Source organism: Streptomyces xanthophaeus, assembly GCF_030440515.1.
GTDB classification, from domain to species: Bacteria; Actinomycetota; Actinomycetes; order Streptomycetales; family Streptomycetaceae; genus Streptomyces; species Streptomyces kutzneri.
The window spans coordinates 2910685-2923963 of record NZ_CP076543.1; the positions used below are offsets into that span (position 1 = coordinate 2910685).

General features: G+C 72.5%; 15 protein-coding genes. 7 read left to right on the top strand and 8 right to left on the bottom strand.

From position 1 onward, the window contains the following. Positions 1–77: 77 nt before the first annotated feature. Complete coding sequence (locus tag KO717_RS12335; RefSeq protein WP_301374488.1) at positions 78–887, top strand: hypothetical protein; 810 nt, start codon at positions 78–80, stop codon at positions 885–887. Positions 888–1107: 220 nt separating this feature from the next. Here KO717_RS12335 and KO717_RS12340 read toward each other — a convergent pair whose 3' ends face one another. From KO717_RS12340 to KO717_RS12350, 3 genes are all read right to left on the bottom strand, one after another. Beyond that, on the bottom strand, positions 1108–2226 hold the full coding sequence (locus KO717_RS12340; protein ID WP_301366510.1) for a CU044_5270 family protein: 1119 nt from the start codon (positions 2224–2226) through the stop codon (positions 1108–1110). Next, complete coding sequence (locus KO717_RS12345; protein WP_301366511.1) at positions 2223–2849, bottom strand: RNA polymerase sigma factor; 627 nt, start codon at positions 2847–2849, stop codon at positions 2223–2225. Before KO717_RS12345 ends, KO717_RS12340 begins: the two co-directional genes overlap by 4 nt. A gap of 186 nt (positions 2850–3035) precedes the next feature. Further along, complete coding sequence (locus tag KO717_RS12350; protein ID WP_301366512.1) at positions 3036–3971, bottom strand: LysR family transcriptional regulator; 936 nt, start codon at positions 3969–3971, stop codon at positions 3036–3038. A gap of 209 nt (positions 3972–4180) precedes the next feature. Here KO717_RS12350 and snpA point away from each other — a divergent pair, with 209 nt between their 5' ends. Beyond that, entirely contained in the window at positions 4181–4849 is a 669-nt protein-coding gene (gene snpA, locus KO717_RS12355; protein ID WP_301366513.1) for a snapalysin, read from the top strand. A 1-nt stretch (position 4850) separates the two neighbouring features. Here the strand turns inward: snpA and KO717_RS12360 are convergent, their stop codons facing one another. The 5 genes from KO717_RS12360 to KO717_RS12380 form a co-directional block, all read right to left on the bottom strand. Further along, the gene (locus KO717_RS12360) at positions 4851–5054 is read right to left on the bottom strand and encodes a hypothetical protein (RefSeq protein WP_301366514.1); all 204 of its coding nucleotides are present in this window, start codon (positions 5052–5054) and stop codon (positions 4851–4853) included. A gap of 36 nt (positions 5055–5090) precedes the next feature. Further along, complete coding sequence (locus tag KO717_RS12365) at positions 5091–5672, bottom strand: dihydrofolate reductase family protein (protein WP_301366515.1); 582 nt, start codon at positions 5670–5672, stop codon at positions 5091–5093. Between the two features lie 110 nt (positions 5673–5782). Continuing rightward, positions 5783–6376 (bottom strand): GNAT family N-acetyltransferase, encoded by a 594-nt coding sequence (locus KO717_RS12370; RefSeq protein WP_301366516.1) that lies wholly within the window; start codon positions 6374–6376, stop codon positions 5783–5785. Positions 6377–6540: 164 nt separating this feature from the next. Continuing rightward, positions 6541–7599, bottom strand: a complete 1059-nt coding sequence (locus KO717_RS12375; protein ID WP_301374490.1) for a family 2 encapsulin nanocompartment cargo protein polyprenyl transferase — start codon at positions 7597–7599, stop codon at positions 6541–6543. Beyond that, positions 7590–8996 (bottom strand): family 2B encapsulin nanocompartment shell protein, encoded by a 1407-nt coding sequence (locus KO717_RS12380; protein WP_301366517.1) that lies wholly within the window; start codon positions 8994–8996, stop codon positions 7590–7592. The genes KO717_RS12375 and KO717_RS12380 overlap by 10 nt, the downstream gene beginning before the upstream one ends. A 236-nt stretch (positions 8997–9232) precedes the next feature. Between KO717_RS12380 and KO717_RS12385 the strand changes: the two genes are divergently transcribed. From KO717_RS12385 to KO717_RS12405, 5 genes are all read left to right on the top strand, one after another. Continuing rightward, a complete protein-coding gene (locus KO717_RS12385; RefSeq protein ID WP_301366518.1) occupies positions 9233–9688 on the top strand; it encodes an RrF2 family transcriptional regulator in 456 nt (151 codons plus the stop codon). Positions 9689–9855: 167 nt separating this feature from the next. Next, a complete protein-coding gene (locus KO717_RS12390; protein ID WP_301366519.1) occupies positions 9856–11052 on the top strand; it encodes a globin domain-containing protein in 1197 nt (398 codons plus the stop codon). 128 nt (positions 11053–11180) lie between these two features. Next, positions 11181–11771, top strand: a complete 591-nt coding sequence (locus tag KO717_RS12395) for an N-acetylmuramoyl-L-alanine amidase (protein ID WP_301366520.1) — start codon at positions 11181–11183, stop codon at positions 11769–11771. A gap of 155 nt (positions 11772–11926) precedes the next feature. Beyond that, complete coding sequence (locus tag KO717_RS12400; protein WP_301366521.1) at positions 11927–12865, top strand: MerR family transcriptional regulator; 939 nt, start codon at positions 11927–11929, stop codon at positions 12863–12865. Next, a complete protein-coding gene (locus KO717_RS12405; RefSeq protein WP_301366522.1) occupies positions 12862–13218 on the top strand; it encodes a hypothetical protein in 357 nt (118 codons plus the stop codon). The genes KO717_RS12400 and KO717_RS12405 overlap by 4 nt, the downstream gene beginning before the upstream one ends. The last annotated feature ends 61 nt before the right edge of the window (positions 13219–13279 follow it).

Here is a 13279-nt window from a genome sequence, read left to right on the forward strand (position 1 = left end):
TCGCGGTTGAGGGAAGTCAAGCGCCCTCCCGAAACCCCACGATTCGGGGTGTTTTGCACTATTGTGTGGGCATGCCAATATCCAGGGCCGCGACCGGCGGAATGCTGCTCTGCCGCGCCGAACCCCTTGCCGTCCGGCCCCCGGCACACCTGTTGCGCGTACGCCTGCTGCTGGCCCCGGCCGGCGCCTGGAGCGTGCTCGTCCCCGAGGACAAGCCGTGGCGGGACGGCCCGGAGTCCTTGACGGAGGTCCTCTCCCGCTGGGGCTCGGCGATCGCGATCGGCACCGACCGGCCGGTGCTGAGCCTGTGGTGGCAGGACGGCCGGACGGGATTCGCCCTGGCCGGCGGGTTCCGGCGGACCGTCACCTACGCGTGGGACGCGGCGGGGCGCCCGGCCGGCGAGCCCGACGCCATGCGGGCCCTGTCGGCGCGGCTCGGCCTGGACCCCGTACACGACCTGGAGCAACTGGAGCGCCTCACCCGCGCCGGCGCCGACCCCGCCGTGGACGGGGAGGCCCGGCTGCTCGCGCTGGTCGCCCTGCTCACGCGTGCCGGTCTGGCCCTGCCGCCCGGGCTCGCCCCGGGCGAATCGGCCGACCGGCTGCGGGCTGCGGCCCGGGTGGCTCCCGGCGTGGAGACGCTGGAGTGGTCCGGCTGGCGCGACGCGGTACGGGCCGAGCTCGACTCGGTGGAGCGGGGCCCGCTCGGCCCGTGGATCCGCGGCCCGAGGGCCCGGCGGCTGGGCGCGGCCCAAGTGGCGGCCGGCGCGCCCCTGCTGGCCTGGGCGGCCCGCCGCCGCAGCCCGGGCTGGGCGGCGGCGGGTGCGGTCCTGCTGGCGCACGGGACCGCGTCCCTGGCGTACGACCGGGCCCGGGCGCGGCGCTAGGCCGTCTCTTTTGGATCTTGCCGGTCAAGCCCGCGTCGTCTGGTGCCGTGCCTCGCAAGGCGGAGGAGCACCCGAGTACTGGACGTACTTGGGTGCTCCGACAACGCGGCGAGGTGCGGTGCCAGGCGGCAGGGGGCACCTCCCAGCCCCCTGGGGCTGGGGGAGGGTCAGGCAAGATCCGAAAGAGACGGCCTTAGGCCGTCCCGGGCCCGGTGGGCGGTCAGCGGGCCGTGGGCGGCAGTTCCTTGATCCGGTCGACGACCGTCCGGGTCATGATGGCGGTGGTGTACACGACCGTGCCGGGCTTGATCAGGCCCTGTTCGCCGGACTCGCCCTGCACCTGGACGCTGCGCTCGCCGAGGAAGGTGAGTGTCTGGCGATCGAAGATCCACTCCTCGCGCTGGCCGCTGTGCTCGTCGAGCCGGGCGACCGCGATGCCGCTGCGGCCCGCGGCGTCGACCGCGTCGTCGACCGTCACCACGCCGGGAATCTTCGCCGCCGCCCGGTAGAGCGCGACCGTGAGCTCGGCCGGCGGGTAGCTGCCGCGCAGCAGGTCGCCGATCGTGGTGAAGGCCTCCTGGTCGGGGCCGTTGCCCATGCCCTTGGTCTCCTCGTAGATCCGCCGGAGCAGCACGTCGGGGTCGGTGGGCAGGGTGGCGAGGTAGTCGTGGGAGGGCGCGTTCAGGTACGGCGTCGGGGTGTTGCCCTTCTCGTCGGGGCCCGCCAGGGTCACGCCCTCCGGTCCGGTGTTGCCGGGCTCGATCAGCCAGCCCTTGCTGCCGTCCGGGGAGTTCCACTGGTGGCGCATGTGCAGCGGCTGGCTGACCAGGGTGCTCTTGTGGCCCACGGTCTTCACATAGGTGTTGGCCGCTTTGCTGCCGATGTAGATGAACTGGTCCGCGCGCACGGCCGGGCCGGAGGCCGATGCGGAGGCCGAGGCCAGCGAGATGCGGTCCAGGAGCTGCGGTACCCCCTTGGGGTCGGCGGTACCGATCCGGGTGGTCAGCGCCGGGCCCGTGGCGACGGTGGAACCGGGTCCGTCCGGGGCGCCCCGGCTCACGTAGGAGAGGAAGCCGGCGGCAAGCACGCCGGCCAGCGCGAAGGCCGCTGCGGGCACGAAGACCGCCCGGCGCAGGAACGGGTTGCGCACCCCGGTGCCACGGGCGGGGGTGGCCGTGGCGGCGACGTCGGCGGCTCGGAGGTCTTCGTGGATCTGGGCCATCAGGCGCTCCTTGTGGAACTGGTGGCGGCCCGCGGGCAGTTCCCGTTCGGCGAACGGCAGGAGGAGCGGGTGCTCCTCCCCGCCGGCCGGCCGGGGCCGGGAGAGGTCGGGGTTCATCGGGTTCCTTCCTGTGCGGACCGGACCGTGTTCGTGCGGTCGCCATATGTCTGTCGGGGCCGGGCCGCGAGTTCCCGCTTTTTCTTCTTCAGTTCTGTTTCAGCGAGTTTGCGGAGCTTCGTACGGGCCCGGGACAGTCTGGAACGGACGGTTCCGACCGGGATGCCGAGGACTCGGGCGGCTTCCGCGTACTCCAGGCCCTCCCCCAGGCACAGCAGGAGGACCTCGCGTTCGGGTCCGCGCAGCGCACTCAGCTGCCCGAGCGTGGCCGCGATCTGCCGCCGGTCGTCCAGCCGGCCGGCCACCTCCTCGGCGTGGTCGGGCACGGATGCGGCACCGGCCGCCGCCGTGGCGGCGGCAGCGGCCCGATAGCGCCGGTTGCTGCGGCAGTGGTTGCGGGCGAGGTTGGTGGCGATGCCCAGCAGCCAGGGCCGCAGCGAGCCGCCCTCGGGGTCGATCGTGCCGCGCAGCCGCCATGCCTCCAGGAAGGCGGCCGACATGACGTCCTCCGCGGCGGCCCAGTCGCCCGTCATCCGGAAGGCGTGGTTGTAGAGGGTGCGGGCGTAGCTGTCGAACAGCTCCGCATAGGCGTCCGGATCCCCGGACCGCACCCGGGTTCGCATCTCTGTCGTCACTCCTGTCGGCTGTCCGGCACCCGGGGCGGAGTTCCCGTGACCTGCGTCACGTCCGCAGCGGAGCGGCCGGCCGCCGACGGGGCCCGGGCCGGAGGGGACAGCCTAGGACGTGTCCGCAAAGTAGCGGGGCGGGCGGGACTTTGCGGACACGGCCCGTGTCGGTACGGGGCCCGGCTACGCCACCTCCAGCAGCGGGCTCGCGTGGTGGTGGAGCCAGGCCCGGTACGGGGGCGTCCGCAGGGCGGCCTCGCGATAGGCGGCGCGCAGGTCCTCGTAGACCTCCGCGTGCGCGCCCGGTCTGGTGGCCAGCAGCAGGCGCACGGCGAGGGGGTCCCCGCAGAGCGGCCGGATCGCCATGTCCTCGCGCGGCCCGGAGGTCGGCTGGCACGGGGCGACCGCCTCGCCGGAGATGATCAGCGAGGTCGCCGTGTGGTAGTCGGCGTGCAGCACCGGCGGATCGAGTCCGGCCCCGGCGAAGACCCGGCGCAGGCCGTCCCACTCGCCGTCGACCGAGGGGTCGACCATCCAGCGGTCGGCGGCCAGGTCCCGTAAGGAGACCACGGCCTGCCCGGCGGCCGGATGGTCCCGGGACATCGACACGAACTGCGGCTCCCGTTCCATCAGTACGTGGATCTGCAGCCCGGGCGGCACCCGCAGCGGGCTGCCCTCCACCTCGTGCACGAAAGCCACGTCCAGCTGTCCCGCGGCGACCATCCTGAGCAGCGCGTTGGCGGAGACGTCGACAACGAGCGAGGTCTCGGTGTCCGGAAGCCGCCGGTGGATGCGCCGCAGCCAGCCCGGCAGGGCACTGCTGGCGGTCGAGCCGATGCGCAGCCGCGAGGCGTGGGCCAGTTCGCGGGCCTCCGCCACCAGCGCGGCCATCTCGGCGAGCAGCGGGCGGGCGCGGCCCAGTACGGTCCGGCCGAAGGGGGTGGGCCGGCAGCCGGTCCGCTCGCGCAGGAACAGCTCGCCGTCGAGGGCCCGTTCGATGCGGCGCAGCTGGGTCGTCAGGGAGGGCTGGCTCACGCCGAGTTGCCGGGCGGCCTTGTGCAGGCTTCCGGCGTCGGCGATGGCGCACAGCGCGCGCAGGTGCCTGACCTCAAGCTCCATCCCCCGAGGGTAGGCCGGTCACCGCTGACCGCACCAGCCACCGATAGCCCCCCGAATCCCGCCATTCTCACGCTAGTTGGGCTGCCGAAATCTCCCCGATAGGTTCGCGCTATCGGGGAGTGACATCATCCGCCGGGCACTTCCCCTCCCGCAGACTCCGGTTCGAAAGACCACCCCCCACCGCACCGGACGAGTAGGAGCTCCCCCACATGCGCCACTCCCGTAAGGCCATGCTGGCCACGACCGTCGGCCTCGGCCTCGCCGCCACCCTTGGTGTCGTCCCCACCGCCACCGCCGCGCCCGCCCCCGTCGGAAACGCCGTGAGCTACGCCGCGTACGAGAGCTCGCCGGAGAACGCGGCCGCCAACGCCGCCTTCTTCGAGGCCGTGCAGCGCGCGGTCGCCGAGCAGCGTGCCGCGAACCCGGGCGCCCTGGCCGTGACCGTCACGTACAACACCCGCAGTGCCCCGAGCTTCCGCAGCCAGATAGCCCGCTCCACGCAGATCTGGAACGGCTCGGTGTCCAACGTGAAGCTGCAGGAGGTGTCCTCGGGCGGGAACTTCTCGTACCGCGAGGGCAACGACTCACGTGGCTCGTACGCGAGCACGGACGGGCACGGCCGGGGTTACATCTTCCTGGACTACCGGCAGAACCAGCAGTACAACTCCACCCGGGTGACGGCGCACGAGACCGGCCACGTGCTGGGTCTGCCGGACCACTACTCGGGCCCGTGCAGCGAGCTGATGTCGGGCGGCGGCCCGGGCACCTCGTGCACGAACGCCAACCCGAACTCCGCCGAGCGGGCACGGGTCAACCAGCTCTGGGCCAACGGCTTCGCCTCCGGTCTGGGTGCGAAGGATCTCGCCGCCAAGGGCTGAGTCACCGCTCCTCGGGATCCATGTGATCGGGGCAGTCGGGGTTCCGGCAGGGACCCCGGCCCCACACCGGGATGAAGATCCCGAGGGACTTGCGCCGCCTGACCACCGTGTCGACGCGGCGCCCGCACGCCGGGCACGTCTGCTGTTCGTGCCCGGCCTGCGGGGCCACCGTCTCGTGCGCGTGGTGCTGCTGTTCACCGGCCATACCTCCACGGTAGGCCGGTTCCGTGCGTTCGGCGGGTCAGCGCCTGCGCGCGTAGGTGGTCACGACCTGCCCGCCGCCGAAGGCCTTGACCCCGGTCAGCTCCAGGTCGCGCCGGGCGAAGCCGGCCCGCGTGAGGGGCGTCCCGGTCCCGGTGAGGACCGGGTAGGTCTTGATCACGAACTCGTCGATCTCTTCGACCACCTGGGCGGCGAGGTCCGCACCTCCGCAGAGGTAGATGCCGAGCCCGTCCTGGGCCTTCAGTTCCCGCACCCGGGCCGCCACGTCCCCGCTGATCAGCTCGACCGCCGGGTCGGGGGTGACCGCGATCGAGCGCGTGGCCACGTACTGCTTCATGTGGGCGTAGGGGCTCGTGACGCCCACCTTGAGGGCCGGGTCGTAGGTGCCGCGCCCCATGACGACCGCGTCGAAGTGCCGGGCCTTCGAGATGTCGACGCCCAGCGTCTCGTGGGCGTGGGTCGGCAGGGTCTCGGGGTACTCGGTCGTGAGGTACCCGAGGTATTCGGGGTCCAGGTAGTCGTTGAAGAAGTCGCCGTCCCCGTCCGGGTCCGCCATGAACCCGTCGACGGAGGTGGCGATGAGGTACGTGAGCTTGCGCAAGCGATTCTCTTTCGCTGGGGAGTGCCGTCGCACCGAGGCACGTCGCATAAAGTACTTCGCTTGCAGTGGTTAGGCAAGGGGCTTCTGCTCCCGGGCCGGACCCGCGGCCGTCAGCCGCGCGCCTTGCGCCACATCGGCCACATCAGCGGCCCCTCCGGAAGCCGTACCGCCTGTCCCGTGAACTCCCAGCCGAGCCGCTCGTAGAGCCCCTTGCTGCGCTCGCTGCTCGCCTCCAGGTACGCCGGTACGCCCTCGCGGTCGCAGCGCTCCAGCACCGGCCGGATCAGCTCGCTCCCCAGCCCCTGCCCCTGCCGGCCCGGGGCGACCGCGATCATCAGCAGGTATTCGTGCTCCTCCGCCGTCGGGTGCACCGCGCCCGTGAGGCGCCCGACGAGCTCGCACCGCTCGTTGTCCGGGTCCGCCACGGCCCGCATCCTCGCCGGGACCTCGTCCTCACCCTCGGGAACGCCCGCCGGGATCCTCAGCCACAGCGCGGCCGCCGAGCCGTCCACGGCGTAGTCGATCCGGCCCTCCTCCAGCGCCACGTCCACGAAGACGCCCAGGAACTTCCCGTGCACCGCGGCCCGGTGTTCCGGGTCCGGGAAGACCCAGCTGCTCACCGGGTCGGTACGGAAGGCCTCGTCGAGCAGCCGCGCCACGGCGTCCCGGTCCGACTGATCCGCCTGACGTATCTCCAGCACCACTGGTCACACCCTTCACTCACGCGTCAAAAACCGTGAGCGATCCTAGAGTTGACACAGACATGCGGTAAGGCCCGTTCCGGCACCGTGCGGTACCGGGACGGGCCCAGGGGGTGTCCCGGCCCCCTCCCCCGGGCTTCCCCGAACGGCTCGCACCCCCCGCGCGCTCATCTCGTACGGCGCGTCACGAACTCCGCGAGTGCCAGCAGCCCGCCCGCCGCCCCGAGGTCCGGAACGGCCCGGGACAGCTGCTGGACCGCCCGCCCCATCCGGTCCGCGGCCTGGGCCTGCGCCCAGTCGCGCCCGCCGGCCCGGTCCACCGCCTCGGCCGCCCGGAGTACGTCGTCCCCGGCCATGGGGCCCGCGTAGAGCGCGGCCAGCTCCGCACCCGCCGCGGTGTCCGAGGTGAGGGCGGCCACGACCGGCAGGGACTTCTTGCGGGCGATCAGGTCGGCCCCGGCGGGCTTGCCGGTGTGCCCCGGATCCCCCCAGATGCCGATCAGGTCGTCGATCAGCTGGAAAGCCAGCCCCGCCTCCCTCCCGAAGGCGTCCATGGCGTCGACCTCGTCCGGCCCGGCCCCCGCGTACAGGGCGCCCAGCGCGCACGCGCAGCCCAGCAGCGCCCCGGTCTTGGCCGTCGCCATGTCCAGGCACTCGTCGAGCGTGACCTGCGGACGCTGCTCGAAGGCACAGTCCGCCTGCTGGCCCGCGCACAGCTCGATGACGCAGGCCGCGAGCCGGGCCGAGGCCGCCGCGGCGGCCGGATGCGGGTCCTCCGCGAGCAGCCGCAGCGCGAGGGCCATCATCGCGTCGCCCGTGATGATGGCGTCCGGTGTCCCGAAGACGGTCCAGGCCGTGGGACGGCCCCGGCGCCGGACGTCCTTGTCGATGATGTCGTCGTGCAGCAGCGTGAAGTTGTGGGCCAGCTCCACGGCCGCCGCCGCCCGTACGGCCTCTTCGGCCGGACCGGCCCCGGGCCCGCGCAGGGCCTGGGCGGCGGCCAGCACCAGGGCCGGCCGGATGGCCTTCCCGGCCCCGCCCGAGGCGGGGCTGCCGTCCTCGTGCTCCCAGCCGAAGTGGTACATCGCCACGCGCCGCATCGAACCCGGCAGGCTCTCGACCGTGCGGCGCAGCTGCGGGTCGACCGCTTCTCTCGTCCGTTCCAGCAGGGCCGCGGCGTCCTGACCCTCACCGGTCGCGATGGCGTTCACCGCGGTCAGCGCCAGCGGCCGATCTCGACGTTCTCCAGCACGCCGAGCGCGTCCGGCACCAGCACCGCGGCGGAGAAGTAGGCGGTGACCAGGTAGGAGATGATCGCCTGCTCGCTGATCCCCATGAAGCGGACCGACAGGCTCGGCTCGATCTCGTCCGGGATGCCCGGCTGGTGGAGCCCGATCACGCCCTGTTCGTCCTCGCCGGTGCGCATGCACAGGATGGACGTGGTCCGGGCGTCGCTGATCGGGATCTTGTTGCTCGGGAAGATCGGCACCCCGCGCCAGGCCGGCACCCGGTTGCCGCCGATGTCCACCGACTCCGGGTAGATGCCGCGCTTGTTGCACTCGCGGCCGAAGGCGGCGATCGCCTTGGGGTGCGCCAGGAACAGCTTGGAGCCGCGCCGCATGCTGAGCAGCTGGTCCATGTCGTCGGGGCTGGGTGCGCCGTCGTGCGGCTGGATGCGCTGGTCGTAGTCGGCGTTGTGGAGCAGACCGAAGTCGCGGTTGTTGAGCATCTCGTGCTCCTGGCGCTCGCGCAGCGCCTCGACCGTGAGCCGCAGCTGCTGCTCGGTCTGGTTCATCGGGTGGTTGTAGAGGTCGGCGACGCGGCTGTGGACCCGCAGGACCGTTTGTGCAATGGAGAGTTCGTACTCGCGCGGCCGGGCCTCGTAGTCCACGAAGGTGCCGGGGAGGACGGCCTCGCCCTGGTGGCCGGCGGAGAGCTCGATCGCGGCCTCGCCGTACTTGTTGGTCTCCCGGTCGGGCCGGGTCCGTACGTCCTCCACGTGCTCGCGCAGCGACTCGACCCGGTCGGCGAGGAGCTGGAAGTCCTGCCGGGACAGGGCGAGCACGGTGCCGGAGGTGGCGGCGCGGGCGGTGTACTCCCAAATCGATTCTTCATCGACGAGGGACTCGTCGCCGAAGTACGCGCCGTCGGCGACGGTCGCCAGGACGGCGTCCTCCCCGTAGGGGCCGGGGCCGATCTGGTCGATGCGGCCGTGGGCGAGGAGGAAGACCTGGTCGGCGGGGCTGCCGAAGGAGGTCAGTTCCTGGCCGGCCTCGAAGTCGATCTGCCGGCAGCGCCGGGCGAGTTCACCGAGGACGTCGAGGTCCTCGTAGTCGCGCAGCAGCGGGAGCTCGCCGAGCTCGGCCGGGATCACCTGGACCTGGGTGCCGGTCTTGACGAACTCCACGACGCCGTTGCCGACCGAGTAGCTCAGCCTGCGGTTGACGCGGTACGTGCCGCCCTGCACCGGCACCCACGGCAGCATCTTCAGGAGCCACCGCGAGGTGATCTCCTGCATCTGCGGCGCGGACTTGGTCGTGGTTGCCAAGTTCCGTGCGGCCGTCGTCCCAAGACTGCGCTGCGGTGTCTGGGCCTCGGACTCGGAACCTGCCTGGACCGACATGTCTTTCCCTTTCGATCACTCCATGGATCTGCGGGTGCAGCCTGTCAGTACGGAGCGTGGTCGGACCATTACACAAAAGGGTGGGACTACCCCGTCCGGGCGCGGGGCACCCTTTGGGGTCACCCATCTCCCTCACGAGCCCCTTCCGCCCCACGTATCCCATCAATTTCGGCCAGGCGCGAGCCCCGCGAAGGTCTAACTTGCATCAAGGATGCAAGTTTCCCTAGGGTGGCCTCATGCGGCTGACCCGATTCACCGACCTGGCACTGCGCGTCCTGATGCGCCTGGCCGTCGAGGAGACGGACCTCCCGACCACCCGTGACGTGGCGGCGACCATGGAGGTCCCCTACACGCACACCGCCAAGGTGGTCGCCAGGCTGCAGCACCTCGGCCTGGTCGAGGCCCGGCGCGGCCGCGGCGGCGGGCTCACCCTGACCGCCGCCGGGCGCGCCGCGCAGGTCGGCGCGGTGGTGCGCGAACTGGAGGGCGAGGGGGACGTCGTGGACTGCGAAGGCACCACCCCCTGCCCGCTGCGCGGGGCCTGCATCCTGCGCGGCGCGCTGCGCCGGGCCCAGGAGGCCTTCTACGCCGCGCTGGACCCGCTCACGGTGAACGACCTGGTGGCATCGCCCACCGGACCGCTCCTGCTGGGCATTTCGAGCAGGGCGCCGACCGGATCCGGGAGCCCCTGACCCGTCCGGGCCGGATGGCCGGTTACCGCCGCCCGCGGGACCGGCCCGACGAAGGATCGAACGGAAGTTCGAACAGAAGTCCGCATCACGTCGGTCCTTCTGCGATCAAAAATAAGCATCTTAGATGCACATTCACACAGTCACGTCCATCACACGAGGAGTTCCGCATGCTGTCCGAGAAGTCGAGCGCCACCGTACGAGCCACCCTGCCCGCCGTCGGGGCGGCGATCGGCGACATAGCCGGGCTCTTCTACACCAAGCTCTTCACGGCCCACCCGGCACTGATCCGCGACCTCTTCAACCGGGGCAACCAGAAGGCCGGCCTCCAGCAGCAGGCCCTCGCCGGCTCCGTCGCCGCCTTCGCCACCCACCTTCTCGCCCACCCGGACACCCGGCCCGACGTGATGCTCGGCCGCATCGCCCACAAGCACGCCAGCCTCGGCGTCACCCGCGAGCAGTACGCGGTCGTCCACCGGCACCTCTTCGAGGCGATCGCCGAGGTCCTCGGCGATGCCGTCACCCCCGAGGTCGCCGAGGCCTGGGACGAGGTCTACTGGCTGATGGCGAACGCCCTGATCGCCCTGGAGGAGCGCCTCTACGCCGAGCAGCGGGTCGTCGCCGGCGACGTGTGGCGCGAGTGGACCGTCACCGACCGGGTGGCGGAGACGGCGGACTGCACCACCTTCCGGATCGCCCCCGCCGACGGCGCCCCGGCGCCCGCCCACCGGCCCGGCCAGTACGTCTCGGTCCAGGTCGAACTCCCGGACGGCGCCCGCCAGATCCGCCAGTACAGCCTCATCACCTCCCCGGGCTCCGCGGTCCGGGCGATCACCGTCAAGCGGGTCCACGGCCCGGCCGCCGCCGGCCCCGACGGCGAGGTCTCCAACCACCTGCACGCCCGGGTCCGCACCGGCGACACCCTGCGCGTCTCGGCCCCGTACGGCGACCTCGTCCTGGCGGACTCGGCCGCCCCGGTGCTGCTCGCCTCGGCCGGCATCGGCTGCACCCCGATGCTCTCGATGCTGGAGCACCTGGCCGACAACGGGCACACCGCCCCGGTGACCGTGCTGCACGCCGACCGCTCGCCCGCCGACCATCCGCTGCGGGGCGACCACCGGGCGCTGACGCACAAGCTCCCCGACGCCTCGGCCCGGTTCTGGTACGAGGAGTCGGCGGAGCCGGGCGACGGCGAGGGCCGCATGGACCTCTCGGCCGTCCCCCTCGCCCCGGGCACCAAGGCCTACCTGTGCGGGCCGCTCCCCTTCATGCGGGCCGTGCGCGAGCAGCTGATCGCCAAGGGCCTGCCGGCCGCCGACATCCACTACGAGGTCTTCGGCCCGGACCTGTGGCTCGCATCGGCCTGATCCCTGGCCGGATCGGCTCGCTCGCCGTACGAATGCACTAGCCGCGGAAGGGCCGCCTCCACTAAACCGGAGGGTGACGAGACGGGCACAGAGGGTGCCCGTCGCGCACCGCAACGAAGGAGGCGGCCATGGCCGCACCCATGTCCGCGGACCGTTTCATCAACGCACTGCGCCACGAGGGCCTGACCGTCGTCGAAGTCGGCGCCTGGCGCACCCACAACCGCAACCACAAGGGCCCTTGGGGGCCCGTGCACGGGGTGATGATCCACCACACCGTCACCCGCGGCACCCCGTACACGGTCGAGCTCTGCCGGAACGGCCACAGCGACCTCCCCGGCCCGCTCTGCCACGGGGTGATCGCCAAGGACGGCCGCGTCCACCTCGTGGGCTACGGCCGCGCCAACCACGCGGGCGCCGGCGACTCCGACGTCCTGGCCGCGGTGATCGCCGAGAAGCGGCTGCCGCCGGACAACGAGACGGACACCGACGGCAACCGCCACTTCTACGGCTTCGAGTGCGAGAACCTCGGCGACGGCGAGGACCCCTGGCCGGCGGTCCAGCTCGACGCCATCGCCCGCGCCTCCGCGGCCGTCTGCCGGATCCACCGCTGGACGGCCCGCTCGGTGATCGGCCACCGCGAATGGCAGCCCGGCAAGGTCGACCCCAGGGGCTTCACGATGGATTCCCTGCGCAACCGCATCGCCGAGCGCCTGAAGTAGCTCGTCCCACCGCGCGCGGCCCGTCCCCGGGAGGACCTCACGAGGCGGGCCCCGCGCCCCGCGCAACCAGGCCGCGCCCGGCAGCGGAAAACCCGTGGCCCGAAGGTGCCGCCCCTGGTTGAGTCTCCCGTGGGGGGAGACATGAAGGTGGGGGCATGGACAGCGACACGCTCTACTCCATCGGAGAGCTATCCCGCCGGACGGGCCTGTCGGTGAAGACCGTCCGGTTCTACTCCGACAAGGGCATCGTCCCGCCGGCCGGCCGGAGCCCGGCGGGCTACCGGCTCTACGGACCCGACGCGCTCGCCCGCCTGGACCTGGCCCGCACGCTGCGCGATCTCGGGCTCGATCTGGCGACCGTACGCAGGGTGCTGGACCGGGAGGCATCCGTACCCGACGTCGCGGAAGCCCACGCGAACGCCCTGGACGTGCAGATCCACACGCTCCGCCTGCGCCGGGCGGTGCTCCGCGCGATCGCCGGACGCGGCCCCACCCCCATGGAGATGAACCTCATGCACCGACTCGCCACGCTTTCCCGGACCGAACAGCACCGCCTGGTGTCCGGCTTCGTCGACAGCACCTTCGAAGGCCTCGACACCAACCCCGAGTTCGTGAGCCTGATGCGCTCCGCCGTACCCGAGCTCCCCGACGACCCCACGCCCGAACAGATCGAGGCCTGGGTGGAACTCGCCGGGCTCTGCCAGGACCCGGACTTCCGTGCGGCACTGCGCCGCACGGCCGAGGAGCAGGCGCAGGAGCCTTCCGGGCCGGACGAGGTGGGCGCCCTGCACGAGGCCATCGACCGGGCGATGCGCGAACGGGTCGGCGAAGCCGTGTCCGCAGGCCTCCTGCCGGCCTCCGCCACCGGTGGGTCCCTCGCCGGCGCGCTGGGCGGCCTCTACGCCGACGCCTTCGGGCGGGCCGGCGAAGGCGGCCTGCGCCGCTGGCTCCTCGCCCGCCTGCATGCCACCGCCGACCCGCTCACCGAGCGCTACTGGCGGCTCCTGGCCACGGTGGGCGGCCGGCCCGCCTCACCCACGCTCGCACCCGTGCACTCCTGGTTCACCACCGCCTTCGAAGGCGGGGCGCGATGAGGACACGCGAGCTGAGGTTCGGCCTGTACGCGGACGAACAGGGGCTGGCCTGGGTCGGGCGGCTCGTCGAGGACGCCGTGGGCCCCCGCAGCGCCCGCATCGTCGGCGGGACCGTCATCGACACCTTCCCGGGGAGCGGGCTGTCGACCGCCGACATGTACGACTTCCTCGCGGAACAGTGGGACGCGGAACATCCCGGCCTCAGCAGCGGCGCACGCCGCCCGGTCGAGCTGCGCGTCCGTCTGGCGTGCTCCCTGCGCACATGGCGGGCGATCCGCCGGACGGTGATCGAGACCCTGTGCCCGGAGGGCTCGGCCCCGCACTCCTGCCGCGTCCCCTGGATGGCTCGCTGAGGCGGGGACCGGCACCGGGCGTGGACGTGCCGCGGCTCGGGGCGCGGCGGGCGCTTCACAA